20 protein-coding genes are annotated in these 21,898 nt (G+C 72.1%); 5 read left to right on the top strand and 15 right to left on the bottom strand.

Annotated features, from left to right (window positions below):
• Positions 1–18: 18 nt before the first annotated feature.
• Both argF and AVL59_RS11190 read right to left on the bottom strand, forming a co-directional pair.
• Complete coding sequence (gene argF / locus AVL59_RS11195) at positions 19–1,050, bottom strand: ornithine carbamoyltransferase (protein WP_067302253.1); 1,032 nt, start codon at positions 1,048–1,050, stop codon at positions 19–21.
• 87 nt (positions 1,051–1,137) lie between these two features.
• Positions 1,138–2,361 (bottom strand): arginine deiminase, encoded by a 1,224-nt coding sequence (locus AVL59_RS11190; protein ID WP_067317147.1) that lies wholly within the window; start codon positions 2,359–2,361, stop codon positions 1,138–1,140.
• Between the two features lie 130 nt (positions 2,362–2,491).
• Here AVL59_RS11190 and AVL59_RS11185 point away from each other — a divergent pair, with 130 nt between their 5' ends.
• Together AVL59_RS11185 and AVL59_RS11180 are read left to right on the top strand one after the other, a co-directional pair.
• Positions 2,492–3,613, top strand: coding sequence for an SPFH domain-containing protein (locus AVL59_RS11185; RefSeq protein WP_067302250.1), 1,122 nt, complete (start codon positions 2,492–2,494; stop codon positions 3,611–3,613).
• Entirely contained in the window at positions 3,610–4,497 is an 888-nt protein-coding gene (locus AVL59_RS11180) for an NAD(+)/NADH kinase (protein WP_067302247.1), read from the top strand. The genes AVL59_RS11185 and AVL59_RS11180 overlap by 4 nt, the downstream gene beginning before the upstream one ends.
• Positions 4,498–4,505: 8 nt before the next feature.
• Here AVL59_RS11180 and AVL59_RS11175 read toward each other — a convergent pair whose 3' ends face one another.
• The 5 genes from AVL59_RS11175 to AVL59_RS11155 form a co-directional block, all read right to left on the bottom strand.
• The gene (locus AVL59_RS11175) at positions 4,506–5,045 is read right to left on the bottom strand and encodes a DUF5825 family protein (RefSeq protein WP_067302245.1); all 540 of its coding nucleotides are present in this window, start codon (positions 5,043–5,045) and stop codon (positions 4,506–4,508) included.
• On the bottom strand, positions 5,042–6,898 hold the full coding sequence (locus tag AVL59_RS11170; RefSeq protein ID WP_067302243.1) for a RiPP maturation radical SAM C-methyltransferase: 1,857 nt from the start codon (positions 6,896–6,898) through the stop codon (positions 5,042–5,044). The genes AVL59_RS11175 and AVL59_RS11170 overlap by 4 nt, the downstream gene beginning before the upstream one ends.
• Positions 6,899–7,082: 184 nt before the next feature.
• The gene (locus tag AVL59_RS11165; RefSeq protein ID WP_067302240.1) at positions 7,083–9,626 is read right to left on the bottom strand and encodes a polynucleotide kinase-phosphatase; all 2,544 of its coding nucleotides are present in this window, start codon (positions 9,624–9,626) and stop codon (positions 7,083–7,085) included.
• The gene (locus tag AVL59_RS11160; protein ID WP_067302238.1) at positions 9,623–11,089 is read right to left on the bottom strand and encodes a 3' terminal RNA ribose 2'-O-methyltransferase Hen1; all 1,467 of its coding nucleotides are present in this window, start codon (positions 11,087–11,089) and stop codon (positions 9,623–9,625) included. Before AVL59_RS11160 ends, AVL59_RS11165 begins: the two co-directional genes overlap by 4 nt.
• A gap of 57 nt (positions 11,090–11,146) precedes the next feature.
• Complete coding sequence (locus AVL59_RS11155) at positions 11,147–12,085, bottom strand: hypothetical protein (protein ID WP_067302235.1); 939 nt, start codon at positions 12,083–12,085, stop codon at positions 11,147–11,149.
• A 178-nt stretch (positions 12,086–12,263) separates the two neighbouring features.
• On the opposite strand from AVL59_RS11155, the gene AVL59_RS11150 reads away from it, so the two are divergent.
• Positions 12,264–13,193, top strand: coding sequence for a D-alanyl-D-alanine carboxypeptidase family protein (locus AVL59_RS11150; protein ID WP_067317145.1), 930 nt, complete (start codon positions 12,264–12,266; stop codon positions 13,191–13,193).
• A gap of 64 nt (positions 13,194–13,257) precedes the next feature.
• Here AVL59_RS11150 and AVL59_RS54080 read toward each other — a convergent pair whose 3' ends face one another.
• The 3 genes from AVL59_RS54080 to AVL59_RS11135 form a co-directional block, all read right to left on the bottom strand.
• Positions 13,258–14,196 (bottom strand): CbrC family protein, encoded by a 939-nt coding sequence (locus AVL59_RS54080; RefSeq protein ID WP_237281479.1) that lies wholly within the window; start codon positions 14,194–14,196, stop codon positions 13,258–13,260.
• The gene (locus AVL59_RS11140; protein ID WP_067302233.1) at positions 14,193–14,690 is read right to left on the bottom strand and encodes a hypothetical protein; all 498 of its coding nucleotides are present in this window, start codon (positions 14,688–14,690) and stop codon (positions 14,193–14,195) included. Before AVL59_RS11140 ends, AVL59_RS54080 begins: the two co-directional genes overlap by 4 nt.
• A 122-nt stretch (positions 14,691–14,812) precedes the next feature.
• The gene (locus AVL59_RS11135; RefSeq protein ID WP_067302230.1) at positions 14,813–15,736 is read right to left on the bottom strand and encodes an LLM class F420-dependent oxidoreductase; all 924 of its coding nucleotides are present in this window, start codon (positions 15,734–15,736) and stop codon (positions 14,813–14,815) included.
• A 239-nt stretch (positions 15,737–15,975) separates the two neighbouring features.
• Here AVL59_RS11135 and AVL59_RS53200 point away from each other — a divergent pair, with 239 nt between their 5' ends.
• A complete protein-coding gene (locus tag AVL59_RS53200) occupies positions 15,976–16,134 on the top strand; it encodes a hypothetical protein (RefSeq protein WP_167549296.1) in 159 nt (52 codons plus the stop codon).
• Between the two features lie 107 nt (positions 16,135–16,241).
• Here AVL59_RS53200 and AVL59_RS11130 read toward each other — a convergent pair whose 3' ends face one another.
• The 4 genes from AVL59_RS11130 to AVL59_RS11115 form a co-directional block, all read right to left on the bottom strand.
• Positions 16,242–16,727, bottom strand: coding sequence for a DUF6099 family protein (locus tag AVL59_RS11130; protein ID WP_067302228.1), 486 nt, complete (start codon positions 16,725–16,727; stop codon positions 16,242–16,244).
• Positions 16,728–16,928: 201 nt separating this feature from the next.
• Positions 16,929–17,273 (bottom strand): nucleotide pyrophosphohydrolase, encoded by a 345-nt coding sequence (locus tag AVL59_RS11125; protein WP_067302226.1) that lies wholly within the window; start codon positions 17,271–17,273, stop codon positions 16,929–16,931.
• Positions 17,270–18,526 carry an AAA family ATPase gene (locus AVL59_RS11120; RefSeq protein ID WP_079146640.1) on the bottom strand — a complete coding sequence of 419 codons (1,257 nt, stop codon included), beginning with the start codon at positions 18,524–18,526 and terminating at the stop codon, positions 17,270–17,272. Before AVL59_RS11120 ends, AVL59_RS11125 begins: the two co-directional genes overlap by 4 nt.
• Positions 18,527–18,948: 422 nt before the next feature.
• Positions 18,949–19,338, bottom strand: a complete 390-nt coding sequence (locus tag AVL59_RS11115; protein ID WP_067302223.1) for a cell division protein SepF — start codon at positions 19,336–19,338, stop codon at positions 18,949–18,951.
• Positions 19,339–19,618: 280 nt separating this feature from the next.
• Between AVL59_RS11115 and AVL59_RS11110 the strand changes: the two genes are divergently transcribed.
• On the top strand, positions 19,619–21,346 hold the full coding sequence (locus AVL59_RS11110) for a hypothetical protein (RefSeq protein ID WP_067302221.1): 1,728 nt from the start codon (positions 19,619–19,621) through the stop codon (positions 21,344–21,346).
• Here the strand turns inward: AVL59_RS11110 and AVL59_RS11105 are convergent.
• On the bottom strand, positions 21,327–21,842 hold the full coding sequence (locus tag AVL59_RS11105; protein ID WP_067302218.1) for a YceI family protein: 516 nt from the start codon (positions 21,840–21,842) through the stop codon (positions 21,327–21,329). The two genes, AVL59_RS11110 and AVL59_RS11105, sit on opposite strands and share 20 nt — an antisense overlap.
• Positions 21,843–21,898: the final 56 nt, after the last annotated feature.

Below are 21,898 nucleotides of genomic sequence, written 5' to 3'. Positions count from 1 at the left end.
AAGGCCTGGTGAGGCCGGTCAGCCAAGGCTGTGTGACGCAGCTCCGGCGAGGGTGGCCACAAGGACCGCCTTGATCGTGTGCATCCGGTTCTCCGCCTCGTCGAAGACGACGGAGTGCTCGGACTCGAACACCTCGTCGGTGACCTCCAGCTCGGTCAGTCCGTGCCGCTCGTGGATCTCGCGGCCGACGGCGGTGCCGAGGTCGTGGAAGGCCGGCAGGCAGTGCAGGAACTTCACCTGGTCGTTGCCGGTGGCGCGGAGCACGTCCATGGTCACGGCGTACGGGCCGAGCAGGGCGATGCGCTCGTCCCAGACCTCCTTGGGCTCACCCATGGACACCCAGACGTCGGTGGCGATGAAGTCGACGCCGCGCACGCCCTCCGTCACGTCGTCGGTGAGCGTGACCCGGGCGCCGGAGGCGGTGGCGAGCTGCCGGGCCAGCTGGATGATCGTCTCGTCCGGCCACAGCAGCCGGGGCGCGACGATCCGGACGTCCATGCCGAGCAGGGCGCCGGTGACCAGGTAGGAGTTGCCCATGTTGTAGCGGGCGTCGCCGAGGTAGGCGAAGGCGACCCGGGCCAGGGGCTTGTCGGTGTGCTCGGTCATGGTGAGCACGTCGGCGAGCATCTGGGTGGGGTGCCACTCGTCGGTCAGGCCGTTGTACACGGGGACCCCGGCGTAGGTGGCCAGCTCCTCGATGACACCCTGGCCGTGCCCGCGGTACTCGATGCCGTCGAACATCCGGCCGAGGACGCGGGCGGTGTCCTTCACGGACTCCTTGTGCCCGATCTGTGAGCCGGACGGGTCGAGGTAGGTGGTGTGGGCCCCCTGGTCGGCGGCGGCGACCTCGAACGCGCAGCGGGTGCGCGTCGAGGTCTTCTCGAAGATCAGCGCGATGTTCCTGCCGCGCAGGTGCTGGGTCTCGGTCCCGGCCTTCTTGGCGGCCTTCAGCTCGGCGGCCAGCTCGACCAGGCCGCGGAACTCCTCCTCGGTGAAGTCCAGCTCCTTGAGGAAGTGGCGGCCGGCGAGGGCGGTCGGGACAGTCGCCATGGGGGCGCTCCAGGTGTACGGGTGAAGGGACCTTGGAATTCTATACGACGGTTAGCATTTCTATACAGGCGCCCGCGGTCGCCTCGGTCACACCGCTTCCCGCTCGACGGGACAGCTCATACAGCGGGGGCCGCCCCTGCCCCGCCCGAGCTCGCTGCCCGGGATCTCGATCACCTCGATGCCCTGCTTGCGCAGATGGGTGTTGGTGGTGGAGTTGCGCTCGTAGGCGACGACGACACCGGGTTCGACGGCGAGCACGTTGCAGCCGTCGTCCCACTGCTCGCGCTCGGCGGCGTGCACGTCCTGGGTGGCGGTCAGCACCCGGATCTCGCCGAGCCCGAGGGCGGCGGCGATCGCGCGGTGCATGTGCTCCGGCGGATGATCGGTGACCTTCAGCTCGCGCTCGCCGACACCCGGCTCGATGGTGTACGAGCGCAGCATGCCGAGTCCGGCGTACTGGGTGAAGGTGTCGCCGTCGACCATGGTCATCACGGTGTCGAGATGCATGAACGCCCTGCTCTTGGGCATGTCGAGCGCCACGATGGTGCGCGCCGACCCGGCCGCGAACAGCTTGTACGCCAGCATCTCCACGGCCTGCGGGGTAGTGCGCTCGCTCATGCCGATGAGCACGGCGCCGTTGCCGATCACCAGCACGTCGCCGCCCTCGATGGTGGAGGGGTAGTCGGCCTGCCCGCGGGACCAGATGCGGAACGTTTCGTCACGGAACAGCGGGTGATGCCGGTAGATCGCCTCGAAGTGCACGGTCTCGCGCTGCCGGGCGGGCCAGCGCATGGCATTGATGGAGACGCCGTCGTAGATCCACGCCGAGGTGTCACGGGTGAAGAGGTGATTGGGCAGCGGACGCAGCAGGAAGTCGTCCAGGTCCATGACATGGAAGCGGACGGAGGCCGGCTCCGCGTGGGCGTCCAGGTACTCCCGCTTGGTCATGCCGCCGACCAGGGCCTCGGCCAGCTCCCCCGGGGCCATTCCATCGAAGGCGGCGCGCAGATGGTCGGTGGCGAGCGGGCCGTACTCCTTCTCGTCGAAGACCCGGTCGAGGACCAGGGTGCGGGCCTCGGGAATCGCCAGGGTCTCGGTGAGCAGGTCGCCGAAGAGGTGGACGGCGACCCCGCGGTCGCGCAGCACGTCGGCGAACCCGTCGTGCTCGGCGCGCGCCCGGCGCACCCACAGCACGTCGTCGAAGAGGAGGGCGTCCTTGTTGCTGGGGGTGAGCCTTTTGAGCTCCAGGTCGGGCCGGTGCAGGATCACCCGGCGCAGCCGTCCGACCTCGGAGTCGACGTGGTATGCCATGCCTCCATCCTGGCCATCCCTGCCCGTCTTCACGCGCTTCTCGGCCATTTCTGGCGCCTCCTGTTTTCGTCCCGTTGACGAGAAATGGGCCGTGCGCTTATCGTCGTAATGACGAAAAGCGAGGGGTTTCATGGCCGACATCACCCGGCGCCTGGGCTGGCGCCATCTGCGCGGCGCGCCCACGGCGCACATCCGGCACCACCGCTCCGGCAGGCTGCTGCACGACGGTCCCGGGCTCAGCTTCTGGTTCCGCCCGCTGACCGCCGCGCTGTCCGAGGTGCCGGCCGACGACCGGGAGCTGGCGATGACCTTCCACGCCCGCACCTCCGACTTCCAGGACGTGTCGGTGCAGGCGACGGTCACCTACCGGATCGCCGACCCGGCCGTCGCCGCCGCCCGCCTGGACTTCTCGATCGACCCGGACACCGGCGCCTGGCGGGGCACCCCGCTGGAGCAGCTGGGCACCCTGCTCACCGAGACGGCCCAGCAGCACGCGCTGGACGTCCTGGCCCGTACGCCGATGTCGGCGGCGCTGGTGGACGGGGTGACGGCGGTGCGCGAGCGGGTCGAGGCCGGCCTCGGCGCCGAACCCCGGCTGCCGGCCACCGGCATCGAGGTGGTGGCCGTCCGCGTGATGGCGCTGCGCCCCGAGCCGGAGGTGGAGCGGGCGCTGCGCACTCCGGCCCGCGAGCAGATCCAGCAGGAGGCCGACCGGGCGACCTACGAACGGCGGGCCGTGGCGGTCGAGCGGGAGCGGGCCATCGCCGAGAACGAGCTGGCCAGCCGGATCGAACTGGCCCGCCGCGAGGAGGAGTTGGTCGAGCAGCGGGGTACCAACACCCGCCGCGAGGCCGAGGAGCAGGCGGCCGCGGACGCGGTGCGCGCCCGGGCGGAGGCGGCGCGGTCGGTGACGCTGGCGGAGGCGGAGGCCGCCCGGTCGGTCAAGCTCGCGGAGGCCGAGGCGGCGCGGACGGCGAAGCTCGCCGAGGCCGAGGCGGCACGGACGGTGCGGGCCGCCCGCGCGGAGGCCGAGGGCGCGCGCGAGGTCGGTGAGGCGCGGGCGCAGGCGCAGGCCGCCTGGCTGCGGGTGCACGCGGAGGCCGGGGTCGACGGGACGGTGACCCTGCGGGCGCTCACCGCCACACGGCTCGCGGAGAACCTGCCGCGGATCGACAGCGTGACCGTCTCGCCGGACGTGCTGACCGGGCTGCTCGCGAAGCTGGGCGGCGAACCGTCCGAGGCGGCCCGGTGAGCCTCGCGCCACGTGCCGTCCTGGTCCATCGCACCACGGAGTACGAGGAGCTGGTGGCCCGGCACGGCACCCACGGCCAGGCCGCCTTCTTCCTCGCCTCCCGGGGCCGGGACATCGAGGAGGTCGCCGAACGCCACCGCCGCGCCCACCGGGCCCTGGCGGAGGTGACCTCCGCCCTGCCGCCGACCTGGCGTCAGGCTCGGGCGGAGCGGTCCGATCTGGACCGTTTCCTGTTCGCGCCGGAGGACGTGGTCGTGGTGGTCGGCCAGGACGGGCTGGTGGCCAACGTCGCCAAGTACCTGACGGGCCAGCCGGTGATCGGCATCGACACCGACCCGGGCCGCAACCCGGGTGTGCTGGTACGGCACCGCCCGCAGGACGCGGCGAAGCTGCTCGCGGCGGCGGGCGGCAGCGCGGACGAACTCACCATGGTGGAGGCCGTCGCCGACGACACCCAGCGGCTGGTGGCGCTCAACGAGATCTACCTCGGCGCACCGGGCCACCAGACCGCCCGCTACCGCCTGGGCCTCGACGACGACGGGGGTGCCGTCGAGGCCCAGGCCTCCTCCGGGGTGCTGGTGGGGACCAGCACCGGCGCGACCGGCTGGCTGCGCTCGGTATGGCGGGAGCGGGGCGACCGGCCCCCGCTGCCCTCCCCCACCGAGGACCGGCTGATGTGGTTCGTCCGGGAGGCCTGGCCGTCACCGGCCACGGGTACGACCCTGGTGGCCGGCGAACTGGCGGCCTCGGCTTCCTTGACGCTCACCGTGGAGTCCGACCGGCTGATCGCCTTCGGCGACGGCATGGAGAGCGACGCGCTCCAGCTCACCTGGGGACAGAGCGTCCGGGTCGGGGTGTGCGGACAGCGGCTCCGGCTGGCCTGAGCGAGGGATCAGATCGCGGTGCAGGGCACCGGCCAGCGCCGGATGCGCGGGGGCAGGGCCACCGCCCAGCCGCCGCTGACCAGGGCCAGCCGTTCGGCCGCCAGCAGGCCGGCGGCCTCCCGTCCGGTGGGGTCCAGCGCGGCCAGGGGCGTGGGGTCCAGGAGCCGGTCGAAGGCGGCCAGGAGGTCCGGGTGGTCGAGGGTGAGCCGGGCCGCCGCACCCGGTTCCCGGCGGTCCATGACCGTCACGAAGCCGGGGCCGCGCCGGTGGTAGAGCGTGCCGTAGCCGTGACCGGACCGCCAGGACGCCAAGTCCTCATGGCAGCCCGGCAGTTCGGTCGGCGGCGGCAGATGCCGGAGCGCGCGCAGGTCGTACGAAGGCCGCCCCTGCGCCCGCCAGCTCACCCGCAGGCCGAGGCCCGCGCACTCGCGCAGGAACCGCACCGCCTCCGCCGTCCGGCGCCCCTGCCCGCCGAGGTCCAGCGGCCCGGGCACGTCGACCCGGCGACCGGTGAGCCGGTGCGGTACGGCCGTCGGCAGCCCGCTCATCCGGCCGCCCCCGCGCCCTCGGGCAGGCGGACCGGCTCGCCCCAGGTGGGGAGGGAGACATAGGTGAGTCCGTCGCGGAACAGCAGGCCCAGGCAGAAGGCGTGCCGGATCCAGGCGTCGAGAGCCTCGGTGGGCACCTCGTGGCCGGCCTGTGCCAGCAGCCGGTGCAGGGCGGGGGCGCTGCGGCCGTCCTCCAGGAGGCGCAGGGCGGCCGCCTGCCAGCCGGTGAAGCGGTGCGTGGCGGGTGGGTGGCCGTGCCGCCGGTCGACCACGAGAAGTTCCTCGCCGGACTCCTCGAACAGCAGCCGGGAGTCCGCGTGTCCGGCCCGCCACGCGGCCACGGCCTCCTTGAGCCGCCGCTCGACGGTGCCCGCGATGCCCGCCTCCTCGGTGTCGAACAGGTAGACGAGGTCGGTGAGTTCGTCCTCGGGCAGGTCGTAGACGTGCTGGTACATCTCGGCCGGGCGGCGCTTGCCGAACCCGAGGGAGGAGTCGGTGAAGTGGGGGCTGAAGCGCTCCAGCTGGATGCGGTGGGCGCCGCTCGGCGGCTGGAGGTGGACCAGGGCGGGGAACTGGTCGATGACGGGCGTGTAGTCGTCCGCCGTCTCGCCCGGGAAGCCGTACAGCAGGTTCCACGAGCAGGTCAGGGCGTGGTTCTCGCACTCCCGCAGGGTGCGCACGTTGCGGGCGCCGCTGACGCCCTTGTCCATCAGGTCGAGGACCCGGCTGCCCAGGCTCTCGATGCCGGGCTGGATGTGCACGGTGCCGGACGCGCCGAGGAGCCGGAGCTGGCCGCGGGTGAGGTTGGACTTGACCTCGTAGTGCAGCCGCAGGTCCCAGCCGCTCTCGACGACCCGGGGCAGGAAGTCGCGGAAGTAGGCTATGTCGATGATGTTGTCGACGGTGACCACGTCCAGGAGGCGATGGCGGCGGACCAGCCGGTCGATCTCCGCCCACAGCCGCTCCCCCGGCTTGGCCCTGAAGGCCATCGCGGAGCCGTTGAGCCCGCAGAAGGTGCAGTGGTGCTTCTCGCCCCACCAGCAGCCCCGGGCGCCCTCGACCACCAGCTTGGGGTGGACGTACTCCTGCACCGGGGAGGCGTCCAGGGCGGCCTGCCACTGGTCGTAGTCGGGCGAGGGGATGTCGGCGGGCGCCACGGTCCGCCGGGTCTCGGTGTTGGCCCGCGATATATGGCCGTCCCACCAGCACAGGCCCGGCACATCCACCGGCGCGGTGCCCTCGTCCAGGTGCCGTAACAGGGCTGGGAAGGCGTACTCGGCCTCGCCGCGCACCACATGGTCCACGAAGGGGTGGTTGCGGTGCAGGGCGTGACCCATGGGGCCCTCGCAGTTTCCGCCGCCGAAGACCACGGCCAACCCGGGCTTTCGGCGCGTGAGTTCACGGGCGAGCGCGAGGGAGGGCACGTTCTGCATGAACGTGGTGGTGAACCCGACCACGTCGGGTTCGGCCGCGAGCACCTCGGTGGCGCAGGCCGCGATGAAGCCGGCGGCGTAGGGGCGCATGGCGACGGCGGTGTCGACGAAGACGTCCCGGTCGGCCGCGTAGTCCCGCAGCCGGGCCAGGCCCCAGTCCGGATCGTCGTACAGGACGCCGGAGAAGACCCAGTCGCCGAGGCCGTGGAAGATCCCGTCGCCGCCGACCTCCACGCAGTCGCCCGGCCGCAGCCGGCCCCCGGAGCGCTCCAGCAGGAACTCCGCCCAGCGCAGGGAGCCGTGGAACTCGCTCACCCGGTCGTCGGGGCGGGCCTGCCGCACGATCCGGTTCAGCAGGCCCAGTTGCAGGGACGGGAGGTCGAGCGGATGCCAGGGCATCGTGACCAGGTGAACGCGCATGCTCAGCGGGTCGGCCGCTTCTCCAGGATCGCCGGCCGGCGGCTGGTGGTCTGCTCCTCGCGGACCACGATCTTCCTGATCTCCATGTCCACCCCTGTCTCCGTGCGCGCGAACACCCTTGTGCCGCACAGCCGTCCACCATATGGACAGATGTGTGTGTGACACAAGGGTGTTCTGTGACGGCCTACAGGCGCGGGTCCACCGGCTCCGACTCCAGGGCGAGGACCCCGAACACCGCCTCGTGCACCCGCCACAGCGGCTCCCCGTCCGCGAGCCGGTCCAGGGCCTCCAGGCCCAGGGCGTACTCGCGGATCGCCAGCGACCGCTTGTGGTTCAGGAACCGCTGCCGCAGCTTGGCGAGGTTGTCCGGCCGGGTGTATTCGGGACCGTAGATGATCCGCAGGTACTCGCGGCCCCGGCACTTGATGCCGGGCTGCACCAGCCGGCCCTCCGGGCTGCGGACCAGCGCGCCGACCGGCTTGACGACCATGCCCTCGCCGCCCCGGCCGGTCATCTCCAGCCACCAGTCCACGCCGGCCCGGACGGACTCGGGGTCGCCGGTGTCGACGTACAGGCGCCGGGTGGTCTGCAGCAGTCCGGTGCCGTCGTGCTCCACCAGCCGGTCGATCAGGGCCAGTTGCTCGTCGTGCGGCAGCGCGGCCAGGCTGCGGCCGCGGGCCGCCAGGATCTGGAAGGGGGCCAGACGGATCCCTTCCAGGCCGTCGGTGCTCCAGCAGTAGCGGCGGTAGGCGTCGGTGAACGCGGCCGCGTCGGCGGCGCGGGCACGCTGCCGCTCCAGCAGGCCGCCCACGTCGGTGCCGCGGGCCGCGGCGGCCTCCAGCGCGGCGAGCGCGCCGGGGAACACCGCGCCGGAGGCGGCGCCCACGGCCGCGTACTGGCTGCGCAGCAGGCCCGAGGCCTTCAGCGACCAGGGCATCAGCTCGGCGTCCAGCAGGAGCCAGTCGGTGTCGAGTTCCTCCCACAGGCCCGCGTCCCCGACGGCCGAGCGCAGGCGGCCGAGGATCTCCTCGGTCATCGTCTCGTCGTCCAGGAACGGCCGGCCGGTACGGGTGTACAGCGCCCCTGTGGGTCCGTCCACGCCGAACTGCTCGCGGGCCGCGTCCGCGTCCCGGCACACCAGGGCCACCGCCCGCGAGCCCATGTGCTTCTCCTCGCACACGACCCGCGCGACCCCGTCCTTGGCGTACTGCGCGAAGGCCTCCACCGGGTGCTCCAGGTAGCCCTCGACCTGCGAGGTCGCCGTCGGTGCCATGGTCGGCGGCAGATACGGCAGCAGGCGCGGGTCGATCGCGAAGCGGCTCATGACCTCCAGGGCCGCGGCCGCGTTCTCCTCGCGGACCGCGACCCGGCCCGCGTGCCGGGTCTCCACGCCCCTGCGGCCGTGCACGTCCGCCAGGGCCAGCGGCCGCCCGTCGAGCCCGCCGGGCGCCTCGGTGTGCAGCGGCCTGGCCGGCTCGTACCAGACCCGCTCGGCCGGTACGTCGACCAGTTCGCGCTCCGGCCAGCGCAGCGCGGTCAGCTTGCCGCCGAAGACGGCACCGGTGTCCAGGCAGATGGTGTTGTTGAGCCAGCTGGCCTCGGGGACCGGGGTGTGGCCGTAGACGACGGCCGCGCGGCCCCGGTAGTCCTCGGCCCACGGGTAGCGCACGGGCAGCCCGAACTCGTCGGTCTCGCCGGTGGTGTCGCCGTACAGGGCGTGCGAGCGCACCCGGCCGGAGGTGCGGCCGTGGTACTTCTCGGGCAGACCGGCGTGGCAGACCACCAGCTTGCCGCCGTCCAGGACGTAGTGGCTGACCAGCCCCTCCAGGAAGCGGCGCACCTCCGCCTTGAACTCCTCGCTCTCGCCCTCCATCTGTTCGATGGTCTCGGCGAGCCCGTGGGTGTGCTGGACGTTGCGGCCCTTGAGGTATCGGCCGTACTTGTTCTCGTGGTTGCCGGGCACGCACAGCGCGTTCCCGGAGGCGACCATGGACATCACGCGGCGCAGGACGCCCGGGGAGTCCGGGCCGCGGTCGACCAGGTCGCCGACGAAGACGGCGGTACGGCCCTCGGGGTGCACGCCGTCGGCGTAGCCCAGCTTGCCCAGCAGCGACTCCAGTTCCGAGGCGCAGCCGTGGATGTCGCCGATGATGTCGAAGGGGCCGGTGAGGTGGGTCAGGTCGTTGAAGCGCTTCTCGGTGACGACGGTGGCGCCGTCGATCGCCTCGACGCCGCGCAGGACGTGCACCTTGCGGAAGCCCTCGCGCTCCAGGTGCCTGAGCGAGCGGCGCAGTTCGCGGATGTGGCGCTGGATGACCCGGCGGGGCATGTCGGCCCGGTCGGTGCGGGCCGCGTTGCGCTCCGCGCACACCTCTTCGGGCGTGTCGAGCACGATGGCGATGGGCAGCACGTCGTACTTCTTGGCCAGCTCGATGAGCTGGCGCCGGCTGTCCTGCTGCACGCTGGTGGCGTCCACGACGGTACGACGGCCGGCGGCCAGCCGCTTGCCCGCGATGTAGTGCAGGACGTCGAAGGCGTCCCTGGTCGCGCTCTGGTCGTTCTCGTCGTCGGAGACCAGACCGCGGCAGAAGTCGGAGGAGATCACCTCGGTGGGCTTGAAGTGCCGGCGGGCGAAGGTGGACTTGCCGGAGCCGGAGGCGCCGACGAGGACGACGAGGGAGAGGTCGGTGACGGGCAGGACCCGTCCCTCGTTCTGCGTCTCGGTCATGCCGCCTTCGCCTCCTTCTCGGTGTCGTCACGGTGGAACACGGCCATCTGGGTGGGCGGCCCGACCTCGGGGTCGTCCGGCCCGACGGGTACGAACTCCGCCTCGTACCCGTGTCGTTCGGCGACCGTGGCCGCCCAGGTGCGGAACTCCTCGCGGGTCCACTCGAAGCGGTGGTCACCGTGCCGGACGTGGCCGGCGGGCAGGGTCTCCCAGCGGACGTTGTACTCCACGTTCGGGGTGGTCACGAGGACTGTCCTCGGGCGCGCGTGCCCGAACACGGCGTACTCCAGGGCGGGCAGCCGGGGCAGGTCGAGGTGTTCGATGACCTCGCTGAGCACGGCCGCGTCGTACCCCTTGAGCCGGTTGTCGGTGTAGGCGAGGGAGCCCTGGAAGAGCTTGACGCGCGAGGCCTGCCGCTCGCCCATGCGGTCCAGCTTGAGCCGCCGGGAGGCGACGGTGAGCGCGCGCATCGACACGTCGACGCCCACGACCTCGGTGAACCGCACGTCCCCGAGCAGCTCCTGCACCAGCTGGCCCTGGCCGCAGCCGAGGTCGAGGACCCGGGCGGCACCGCAGGCGTTCAGGGCGGCGACGATCGCCTCGCGGCGCCGCACGGCGAGCGGGGTCGGCTTCTCCTCCGCCTCCGTCTCCTCCTCGACCGCGTTGTCGATCGCCTCGACCTCGCTGTCGTCGGCCTCGGCCAGGCGCACCAGCTCCAGCCGCTCCATCGCCTGCCGGGTCAGCGACCAGCGGCGGGACAGATAGCGGCTGGTGATCAGCTTCTGCTCCGGGTGCGTGGGCAGCCAGCCCTCTCCGGCCCGCAGCAGTTTGTCGACCTCGTCGGAGGAGACCCAGTAGTGCTTGGCGTCGTCGAGGACCGGCAGCAGGACGTACAGATGGCGCAGCGCCTCGGCGAGGGTCAGCGCCTCGGACTCCAGGACGAGGCGGACGTAGCGCGAGGCGCCCCACTCCGGGAACTCGGTGTCGAGGGCGACAGGTTCGGCGGTCACCGCCCAGCCGAGCGGTTCGAAGAGCTGCCGTACGAGCTCGGATCCGCCGCGGGCCGGCAGCGCCGGTATCTCGATGCGCAGCGGCAGGGGCGCGGCGGCCCGCTCCGGGCGGGCGTTGCACACGCCCCGGATGGCGCTGGAGAACACACCGCTCAGGGCGACCGCGAGCAGCGAGGAGGCCGCGTAGGGGCGGTCGTTGACGTACTGCGCGAGTGCCGCGTCGGGTGCTCCGCCGCGGCCCTTGCCCTTGCCCCGGCGGACCAGCGCAACCGTATCGACCTCGAGCAACAGCGCGGCCGTACAGCGCTCGGCGTCCGCCTCGGGGTAGAAGACGTGCGCGGTGCCGTAGGAGGTGGAGAAGGTCTGCGCCTTCTCGGGGTGCTTGTGCAGCAGGAACCCGAGGTCGGTGGCCGGGAGGGCGGCGGTGCCGCTCGTGGATATCGTCAGGAACACATGTCCCAGTATCCAGGGGTCGGCACCGCGCTGACCACCAGATTTGGAACGCCCTGCTCATGAGGCCTGCGCGATGACCTTCCGGGCATTCTCGACGGCCCGCTCCTGCGCCGCGCGCACGGCGTCCAGATCCTTCTTGTGCTTGCCGATGGCCGTCTTCTGAGCGCGGGCCTCGACGGCGTGGACGGTGGTTATGTAGTCGCTGTCGAGCTTGCACCGGGCATCGGCGGCCGCCGTCTCCCTCTCCCTGTCCGACGGCTTCTGCGTCCGGAACCAGGCGCTGTCGAGCGATGCCGCGTCCGGGTCGGAGTAGCGAAAACCCTTCTCCTTCATACAGGCCGACCACGTGCGTTCGGCCTTCTTCCAGGCCGGGTCCTTCCGCGCCGCCTTGTAGGACTCGTACCACAGTTCGAGGGGCAGTGAGGAGGTGCCGGTGAGCCTGACGCCGTTGGCCTTCGCCGCCTTCGGCGGGGAGCCGTAGAGCCTGCGCGTGGCCTGTCCCAGACATCCGCCCTCGGGGATGGGGTGCCCGTGGGCACGGTGACTGTCGCCGGAGTCGAACGTGCCGGTGAGGGCGACGTACTGGTCGGCCGGCCACTCCAGGGGCTGGGAGGAATCCTCCTGCTTCCGGTTGCGGTAGCCGTGTTCGGCGGCCCGGTCGGGATCGTCGACCCCGTAGGGGCTGTCGTCACCGACCGTGCCGCTGCTCCCGAGGTGTCCCCGCCGGACCGGGTACGTCGACTCGACCGTCCTCGTGTTCAGCGTCGAGAAGCCGGCGAAGTCGAGCCGGACCATGCACTTCTTCGCGAGGATCCACTGCGCCGTCGCGATGGTCTTTCCCCGGTCCGACGACGGGTCCGGCAGGTAGGGGTGGAGCGGGAACGCGTCCATGGTGTTCAGGCCGCGGGCCTCGTCCGCGGCATCGTCGTGGCCGGCGAACTGGCAGGCCGACAGGGCCAGCAGGCCGGTGACGACGAGAGGGAGCACTTTGCGCACCCGGTCATCCGATCAGGCCTTGATCATGTGCGCCGTGATGGAGCCCACAGTTCCGGCACCGGAAGTCCACAGGACGAGCACAAGACGCCGGTCCCTGTGATCTTCGCCATGGCCCTTCGGTGCGGCACCTGGTGAAGTGGCCAACCGTCAACTGACCACTGACGGAATGGGGATGACGATGAGCAACACCACAGGCGTACGCCTGGGCAGACGGACCGCGATCGCGGTGACGGCCGGCGCCGTGCTCTCCACGGGGGTTCTCGCGGCCGCTCCCGCCCAGGCGGCGCCGGCAGCGCCGCCGGCGCCGACCGTGTCGGCCCAGGGCGCGTACGCGATCGACGCGGCCACCGGCAGGGCGCTGTTCGGCAAGGCGGCGGACACCGAGCTGCGGACCGGTTCCACGACGAAGATCATGACGGCGCTCGTGGTGCTGTCACAGCGGAACGTGGACCTCGGACGCAAGGTGAAGATCAAGAAGGAGTACACCGACTACGTCATCGATCCGAAGACCGGCGTCCAGCGGTACTCCAGCGCCAAGCTGATCCTGGGCGACTCGATGAGCGTGGGAGACCTGCTGTACGGGCTTCTGCTGCCGTCCGGATGCGACGCGGCGTACGCGCTGGCGGACACGTACGGATCGGGGTCGACGACGGCCCAGCGGACGAAGTCGTTCGTCGCGAAGATGAACGACGAGGCGCGCGAGCTGGGCCTGACGCACACCCGCTTCGACTCGTTCGACGGGGTGTCCAACGGGAAGAACCACGCGTCCCCGCGGGATCTGGCCAAGCTGGCCGGGGTCGCGTTGAAGAACAAGACGTTCAAGAAGGTCGTCGGCACCAAGGTGTACCCCGACATGAAGTCGTACCGGCCCGGTGGCGGCACGCACGCGATGGAGAAGTGGGAGAACACCAACACGCTGCTGAGCACCTATCGGGGCGCGATCGGCGTGAAGACCGGATCGGGTCCGGAGGCGAAGTTCTGCCTGGTCTTCGCGGCGACCCGCAACGGCAGGACGGTCGTGGGCACGGTGCTGGCGGACACGTCGGTGGACGAGCGGCTCAAGGACGCGAAGAAGATCCTCGACTACGGCTTCGCGCAGAGCGGCTGAGGGACGGCCGGTGAGGGCCGGGCGGGCCGCCGTCCGCCCGGCGCTCGCCGGCTCCCCGGTGCTCTCAGGTGAAATCCGAGTACGCCAGATGGGTGCCGCACACCCGGCAGCGGAACAAGTACGCCGTCGGCATGCCGGCCGCGTCGAGCGCGCCGAGGTACTCCTCGACCTGTGCCGGGGGCCGGCCCCGGCCGGCCCACTCCCGCCGGAGCGTCTCCACCGCGTCCGGGAAGTGCGCGAGCCCCTCGGCCCCGATCGTCCCGAGGAACTCGGCGCCGTCACCGCAGTGGGTCAGCCAGCGCGGGGACTGCCAGGCCGGGATGCCCGGTGTGCGCTCCAGGATCTCCCGGGCCACTTCCTCGGGGACGTCGCCGTCGATGAGGTCGTTGAAGGTGGCGCCGTAGCGTTCGGCGGCCTTGCCGAAGGCGATGCAGTACGGGCAGATGCCCGCGTCCGGCGCCCCGGCCCCGTACACCGGTCCCGTGTACACCCAGCCGCGCTCCTGTCCGCAGCACACGCACGGCGCGTCCGTGGGCGCCACCACCCCGGCCCGCGAGTGGTAGGCGAACCGGGGCAGGACCGGCCGCCGGGGCTCCGGCAAGGGGCGGACCACCCGTTCGATCGCCCGGCCCGTCCAGTCGGTGGGCGGTACGACGATCGCATGGGCGCGCATCTCGGCGTCGGGCAGATGCCGCCGGTCGTGCTCCCGTTGCAGAAGCACGGGGCAGTCCAGCGGCATGATCACGGCGCCGGCGCGCAGGGCGAGTTCGGCCATCGCGTCGAGGACGAGGCCACCGGAGACACGGGTGAACGACAGGCAGGAGGCATCGCCGTACACCTCCGCCTCGCCGCCGTCCGGGGTCCGCAGGTTCCACCACTCGGGCAGGCCCCGGTCGGGCATGCCGCCCACGGTGACCGGACCCAGCACCTCACGGATCACCGCCTCCTTCATCGCGACCGGCTCGCCCTCACGGAACCTCAGCACCTGGAAGGGGTGGCTCATCGCTCTCCTCCCGCGGCGTCCGCCCTGGCCCGGCGTTCGGCTCCGTACCCCTTCGCCACCACGAGCGCGATCGTGGCCAGGCCCAGTGCGGCGACCAGCGCGTTGATCCAGGCGTAGGCAGGGCTGCTCGGGTAGGTGCCGCCGTCGTCCAGGACGCAGTCGAACCTCAGGGGCACATAGGAGGCCGTCTGCCCGACCAAGTGGTCGGCCCGGTAGTCGTCGCGGCACTCCTGGGACGGCGTGGAGTCCGCGCCGGACGAGGACTCGTGCACGGCGAGCCCGACCGCCCCGGCGCCGAGCACATAGAGGATCACGGCGCCCGAGCCGGTCATCCACACGGACCAGCGCAGCAGGTCCTGCCGCCAGTCCGGACGCCGGCCGGGCGCCGCCACGGAGATGAGTTTGAAGGCGACCGCGATCACCCAGACCGGAACCGCGAGGACGGCGGGGAAGATCAGCAGAGAGAAGAACGAGCCCAGCACGGATTCACGCATCGCACGAGATCACCAGGGTGACGCCGGTCCGGCTATGACGGAAGCCATAGTTCCGGTCACAGGGCCGTCACAGGCCGCACGGCTCCCCTCGGGCCGGAGGGAGCCGTGCGCCGTGTGGGGTGTTACGACAGCTGCGACTGGACCTGGGAGGAGATCAGCTCCAGGTGGTCGAGGTCGTCCAGGTCGAGGATCTGCAGGTAGATCCGCTGCGAGCCGGCCTCGGCGTAGCGGCCGATCTTGTCGACCACCTCGGCCGGGGAGCCGGCCAGACCGTTGGCCTTCAGCTCGTCCGCCTCACGGCCGATCGCGGCGGCCCGCCGGGCGACCTCCTGCTCGTCCCTGCCGACGCACGCCACCAGCGCGTTGGAGTACGTCAGGTCGTCCGCCCTGCGGCCCGCCTCCTCGGCGGCGGCGCGGACCCGGCCGAACTGCCGCTCGCTGTCCTCGACCGAGGCGAACGGGATGTTGAACTCATCCGCGTACCGGGCCGCGAGACGCGGGGTGCGGGTCGCGCCGTGACCGCCGATGAGCACCGGGATCTTCCCCTGGGCGGGCTTGGGCAGCGCGGGGGAGCCGGTGAGGTCGTAGAACGTGCCGTGGAAGTCGAAGGTGTCGCCGACCTTGGTCGCCCACAGCCCGGTGACGATCTCCAGCTGCTCCTCCAGGCGCGCGAACTTCTCCTTCGGGAACGGGATGCCGTACGCCCTGTGCTCCTCCTCGAACCAGCCCGCGCCCAGGCCCAGTTCCACCCGGCCGCCGGACATCTGGTCGACCTGGGCCACCTGGATGGCGAGCACGCCGGGGAGGCGGAAGGTTCCTGCCGTCATCAGGGTGCCGAGGCGGATGCGCTTGGTCTCGCGGGCCAGGCCGGCCAGGGTGATCCAGGCGTCCGTGGGACCGGGCAGGCCGTCGACGCTGCCCATGCGCAGATAGTGGTCCGAGCGGAAGAACGCGTCGAAGCCGAGGTCTTCCGTGGCCTTCGCCACGGTGAGCAGGGTGTCGTAGGTCGCCCCTTGCTGGGGCTCGGTGAAGATTCGAAGGTCCATACATCCATCCTGCACGGCCGATGCCCCGTCAACCTCATTGGTACCGCCGGGCGCGGCCGTCCCCGGTCGGGTGAAAATCGCCCACTGCGCGCACGGGGTGCCGGGCGGGCCAGTGACCGGCAACGGTGGTGATCGTTGGGCCGTCGGTGCCGGACGGTCCGGCACCCGCGCCGCACGGTCCTCGCCGTCGCGCGTCATCGCCCCGGTCCTCCCCGGGGCCGGGGGCCGAGGAGGCCGTCATGTCCGAAGAGTCCGTTCCCGCTCAGGGTGGCTCCGCCGGTCAGCCGAAGGGGCTGCTGGAGCAGATGGAGGAGCTGATGGCCGCGTTGAACGCGGATCTGTCGGCCCTGGACGCGGATCTGCAGCGGGCGTCGGCCGCAGAGGGCGAGCTCGCCTGACGTTCCGCACAACTGGGGGGCAGTCGCCCCCGGACTCCCGCTCCGGCCTCAGCGGCCTGGTTCGCGCGGCGCTTGTACCCTACGCCGGTGTTTCATGCACCGGCGTTTCACACGCCGGTGGGGCTGTCCTTCGCGTTCTCCGGTAACGCCTCCTCGCGCGCCGCCAGTTTGCGCAGCATCTCCAGGACCCGGTCCCGGGATTCGTCCGCCGCGTCGATGGCCTCCATGCACTGCCAGTACGTCGCCTCGTCGGCCGCCGCGCTGGCCATGCCGACCAGGGCTATGCCGACCTCGCCGAGCAGGCCGTCGAGGCTGAGCAAGGTCTGGCGGGCGTCGGCCAGCTCGGTGAGCTGGGCGGCGCGCAGGTCTCCGGGGTCGAGTTCCGGAGGGTCCAGGACGCCGCAGCCACGGCCCGCCAGCTCGGTCAGCCCCAGCGCCTCGCCCCGCAGCTCCGGCGGGCCGGACACCGCGAGGCGGCTGCCTATCGCCTGGGCCAGGGCCTGTGCCTGCCACACCTCCGCCATCGTCTCGGGCACGTCGGCGCCGTCCGCCAGCGCGCGCCTGCTCGCCACTATGAGCCGCACCGCATCCATGCGCTGCCCCCGTCCCGTCCGTCAAGCTTCCCGTACGTCCGCCTGAACTCCCCTATCCACTACCCAGAGTGAGGGCCTGTGAGACGAAAAGCCAGAGGAAGACGGAAATCTGTGGACAACAATTCGGATTCGGTAGGGCTTTTGGTTACGAAGAGTTATAACGGAGTGCAGTCTTCCAGCCGTTGAGGCCGCGCCCGGGCGTCAGGGGGTGTCGTCCGGCCCCGACGCCGGGAAGCGGTCCTCATTGCGGTCGATCTTGGCCGACAGGGCGGTCAGCGGGTCGATGCCGAGGACCTCGCAGAGCTGGAGGAGATAGGCGAGGACATCGGCGACCTCGTCCGTGACGCGGTGCGCGGTGCCGGGGTCGTCCATGACGCGAGCCGACTCCTCCGGGGTCAGCCACTGGAAGATCTCGACGAGTTCGGAGGCCTCCACACTGAGGGCGGCCACGAGGTTCTTGGGGGTGTGGTAGGGCTGCCAGTTGCGCGCGGCGGCGAACTCGGCCAGCCTGCGCTGGAGTCCGGCCAGGTCAGGGTGTTCCGTCACGGGTTCAGGTGTACCACTGTGACGCCCTGCGTCCGCTTGGCCCACGAGGCGTCGCTCACCGCGCCGACGCAGCGGATGTGGCCGCGCTCGCCCATCCGGACCGCGGTCCGCAGGATCTCCCGGCGCTGGCGGGGGTCGAGGCCGCGGTCCAGGCCGTCGGCCAGCACGGTGAGGCTGCGCAGGGCGTCGGGCACCTCTCCGGGCGCGTCCACCTCCAGGACACCCGGTCCGGTGAGCAGCACCAGCGCCAGCGCGACATGGCGCAGCTCGCCGTCGCCGAGCCGGGCCAGAGCGGTGTACAGGCCGTCGCCGCGGTCCAGCAGCGCCCGGACCGTGCCGTCGGCCAGCGGCTCGGCCACCAGGTCGGCCACCGGGCCGGCGCAGCCCGCGCGCACCACCTCGACCAGCTGGGCGTGCCGGCGGCCGCACTCGAACCGGGTGCGCCACACGACGTCGGCGAGATTGTCGCAGCCGCGCATGAGCCGTCCCGAACCCGAGGGAACGGGGAGGCGCATGTACTCGGGGCGCGGGTCGCAGGCGAAGACGGAGCGCAGCGCGACGACCATCTGCTCGGCGGCGGCGAGCACCCGCCGCTGCCCGTCCGTCTTGCCGGCCACCCTGAGCGGAAGGAGGGCGGTGCCGAGCCGGTCGTCCGGCAGCGGGGCGCGGGTCACCGGGGCGGAGCCCGCGGTGTGCCAGGCGGCCTGCACGGCCCGGCGTCCCGGATCGCGCAGGGCCGTCTCCAGCAGGACGACTCCCTGTGTCGTCAGCCGCTCGCCCACGATCCGCAGCTCCGGCTCGGCCTGGACGGCCACGTCGAGCCGGACGGGCCCCTCGGCGCCGTCGGCCGTGCACCCGATCCGGAACCCCCGCCGCCCCTCGCCGTCGGGCCGCGCCCGGTCCGGCACACAGGCGAGCGGATCCGGGAACACCTCCGCGAGCGGCGCCCCTCCCCCGAGCCGCGCGAGCGCCTCGTACGCACCGAGCGCGGTCGACTTCCCCGACCCGCTGGGCCCGGCGAACAGGGTGACGGGCCCCAGCCCGAACACGGCCCGCCGATGCCCGGCGAACGCGGACAGCCGCAGCTCGGTGATGCGCGGGCGTACGTCGATGGGGGTGCCCTGGATGCCGGGGGTACCTGGGGTGACCGGGCTGCCAGGGGTATCCGGGTTGCCGGAGGTACCGGGGATGCCCGAGGTACTCAAGGCGCCTGGGACACCCGGAGTGACGGGCGTGACGGATGCGCCAGGCATGACTGGTGTGACGGGCGTGACGCACGTATCCGGCGAAGCAGGGGCGCGCTCCGGAGTGAGCCCGGGTGGCGAGGGTGGTGCTGCGGGCCGTCCGTGCCCCGGCGCCCGGACAGCCTGTGGCGGCCGGGCGGGCAGGAGGTCGTCACACGGCCCCGCCGGTTCCGGTACCCGTACGGATGGGACCGCCGCCCGGGTCGGCGCGGCGGATGCCGGGGGCACCGGCGGGGCGGGGGCCGCGGAGGACCTGGCAGACGCGCAGGGCTCGGCGGACGCGGAAGGCACGGCCATATGCGGACGGTAGATGCGCACAGGACCGGTGAACCGTTTTGCCCACCGGGCCTTCCTACGATCGGGGGACGGCGGGCCGCCGTGCACCGGCCGCATCACCCGCACCGGCCACCCCGCCCGCACCGCGCGCGGTCTCAGCCGCCGGAGACCCCCGCACTCTCCATCAGTCCGCTGACCTCCGTGCCGGGCGGGGTCAGCAGGAACACGTTGCGGTCGACCCGGTGCATCCCGCTGCCCAGGCCGAAGACGACGCCGGTGCTGAAGTCGAGGACCCGCTTGGCGACCTCGGTCTCCGCGTTCGACAGGTCGAGCAGGACCGGCGCCCCGGCCATCAGCGTCTCGGCGACTTCCCTGGCGTCCGCGAAGACATTGACCCTGAGGACGACGAACCGTCGCCGGGTCTCGGTCTCCGCGTCGGGCAGCGAGCGGTGGTTCACCGCGGACGGCCACGCGTCCCGGCCCCGCAGCGGCACGACCTGGGCGAGCCCTTCCCACTGTTCGTCGGTGACGTCGTAACGGCTCACCGGTTCCCCCCGACCTGACTCGCACTCAATGCCTGCACCAGCCAATTCTTACGCCAAGTCACCCGTTCGGCCCAACAGCGACACGAAGCGCCACCGGTCCGTCCGCCTCCCCCTCCGCTCCACCTCGGGGTACATGTACGAATAAGCCCGTTTCTTACCGCCCTCACACCTGACTCTTCACCCCCGGCCACATCGCGCTCACCGGCCGGCGATAACGTCCGGTGACGTGCACTTGGCAGAAACACAGCAGGTGACACCCGGCCGGCGGACGCAGTCGGCGGTGTCCGCCGCCTCGGGGGCCCGCGCGGCCGCCGCGGCGGCCCCCGAGGTTCCCGCGCAGTGGCATCGTGTCCTGACCCTGCTCGCGGACGTGAGCCTGTTCATCGGCACCCGCTCGGTGTGGAACCAGGCGGCCAGCCACCGGCTCGTCCTCGCGGCGGTGATCTCCGTCTGCTACGCCTCGATCCTGATCAGCGGTGTCCTCACCCTGACGGTCCGGCGGGCGCGCTCGCTGGCCCGTCTGGATCTTGTGGTGCTGCTGACCGCGATCACGCTCGCCCTGTGCACCTGGGCGCTGAACCACGCCGGCGGTGACGAGGCGGTCCTCACCACACAGGCCGCGCGGGAAATGGTGGCCGGGCATCCGATCTACGGGCAGCCGTGGCCCTGGCTGTTCCACACCAAGGGCGTCGCGCTGACGGCGACGATAAACGGCGGCTACGACTTCACGTACGGCTATCCCCCGCTCGCCCCGCTGCTGACCGCACCCCTGCTGTGGGTGGGCCACGGCGGCGTTCCGGCGACCGCGACGGCGACACTCGCGCTGATCGCGGGCGCGGTGGTGCTGTGGCGGATGCTGCCGACGCCGTGGCGCTCGGCGGCGACGATGGTCTGCCTGGGCTTCAGCTTCCTGCCGACGTACGCCCGCCAGGGCTACCCGGCCATCGTCGCCCTGGCCCTGCTGGTGCCGGTGGTGGTGGCCTGGCCGCGGATCGGCGCCGGCGGCCGGCTCGGCGCCGCGGGGATCGCGCGGGCCGCGTGTCTGGGTGCCGCGTGCGCGGCCCAGCAGCTGCCCTGGTTCGTGATGCCGTTCCTGCTGGCCGGCATCTACGCCGTGCGCCGCGGGGAGCTGGGCGGACGGGCGGCCTGGGGGGTGGTGCTGCGGATCCTCGGTATCGCCGCGCTGTCCTGGCTGCTGCTCAACGCCTACTTCGTCGTGCATGAGCCGGGCCCCTGGCTCGGCGGGATCGCGCTGCCGCTGACCCAGGGCGCGGTGCTGCACGGCCAGGGCCTGGTGGACATCTCGCTGTACTTCACGCACGGCAGCGACCGGCTCGACTGGTACGGCCACGCGAGCGTGCTGCTCGCCGCGGCCCTGCTGGGGCTGTTCGTGCTCTTCGTGCGGCGGCTGGGCCCGGCGGCGACCGTGCTGCCCTGGTGCGCCTTCTACCTGGCGACCCGCTCCCAGGACGGCTACTACCTGATGATGACGCCGCTGTGGCTCGCGGCGGCGGTCACCGTGCCCCTGTCGGACTTCGCGCGGGCCTGGCAGCCGCGCCCCCGGTGGCTCACCGGCCCGCGCCGCCGCCCGGCACTGGTCGGCGCGGTCGCGCTGCTGGTGCTGCCCGCGCTGGTGAGTGCGACGCTGGCGGTGTCGGGCCGGCCGCCGCTGCGGATGGACATCAGGACGACGCGCGAGACCACCGGGCACACGCTGTCGGCGCTGATCCTGCGGGTGACCAACACCGGAAGCGCCCCGCTCACCCCGCACTACATGCTCACGACGGGCCAGGGCATGGGCAAGTACTGGTCCGTGCGGCGCGGCCCGGCCACGATCCCCGCGCACGCCACGGCGACCGTGGAACTCCGTGCGCCCGGAGGCCGGTTCCCGCTGTCCGTCAAGAAGAGCACCCACATCCGGCTGCGCGCCTTCACGGCGGATCCGCAGACGCTCTCCACCCGGGACGTCCAGCCGGCCGAGCTGGGCGTCAGGCCGCCGCGCGGGTGAACTTCAGCGCGGCCGCCACCGTGGTCAGGCCGCGCATCATGCCCAGTTGGTTCCAGGTCACCCCGAACTGCTCGCGGTCCACGGTGAACTCGGCCTCCAGGGTGAGCGCCTCGGCCGTCGCCGAGGTCAGGCGCGCGCTGAGGTTCAGCGGCCGGCTGATGCCCCGTACGGTCAGCTGACCGGTGACCCGGACGCCGTCGCCGTCGAGCCGGTCGGCGCCGCGCACGGCGAGGGTGATCTCCGGGTGGTTGCCGGCGTCCAGCAGGTCGGCCGAGCGCAGGTGGGTGTCCCGCTTGGCGTTCCCGGTGTCCAGGGAGGCCACCTCCAGGGTCACGGTGCCGGTGGCGGAGCCGTCGGCGCGCACCTGGCCCTCGCCCGTGACGGCGGCGAACGTGCCCTTGACGGTGACCAGGCCCCAGAAGGTCTTGTGCCGCAGTCCCACGGTGGACGCGGCCGGGTCGAGCTGCCAGGTGCCTGTCTCCACGGCGACGGTCATGACCGTCCTCCTCTTCGGTTCCGGTGAGCGGTGGTGCGATGAACTCAATGGTTCAA

The organism is Streptomyces griseochromogenes (genome assembly GCF_001542625.1).
GTDB classification, from domain to species: Bacteria; Actinomycetota; Actinomycetes; order Streptomycetales; family Streptomycetaceae; genus Streptomyces; species Streptomyces griseochromogenes.
This window is presented reverse-complemented; position numbering and strand designations above follow the sequence as displayed.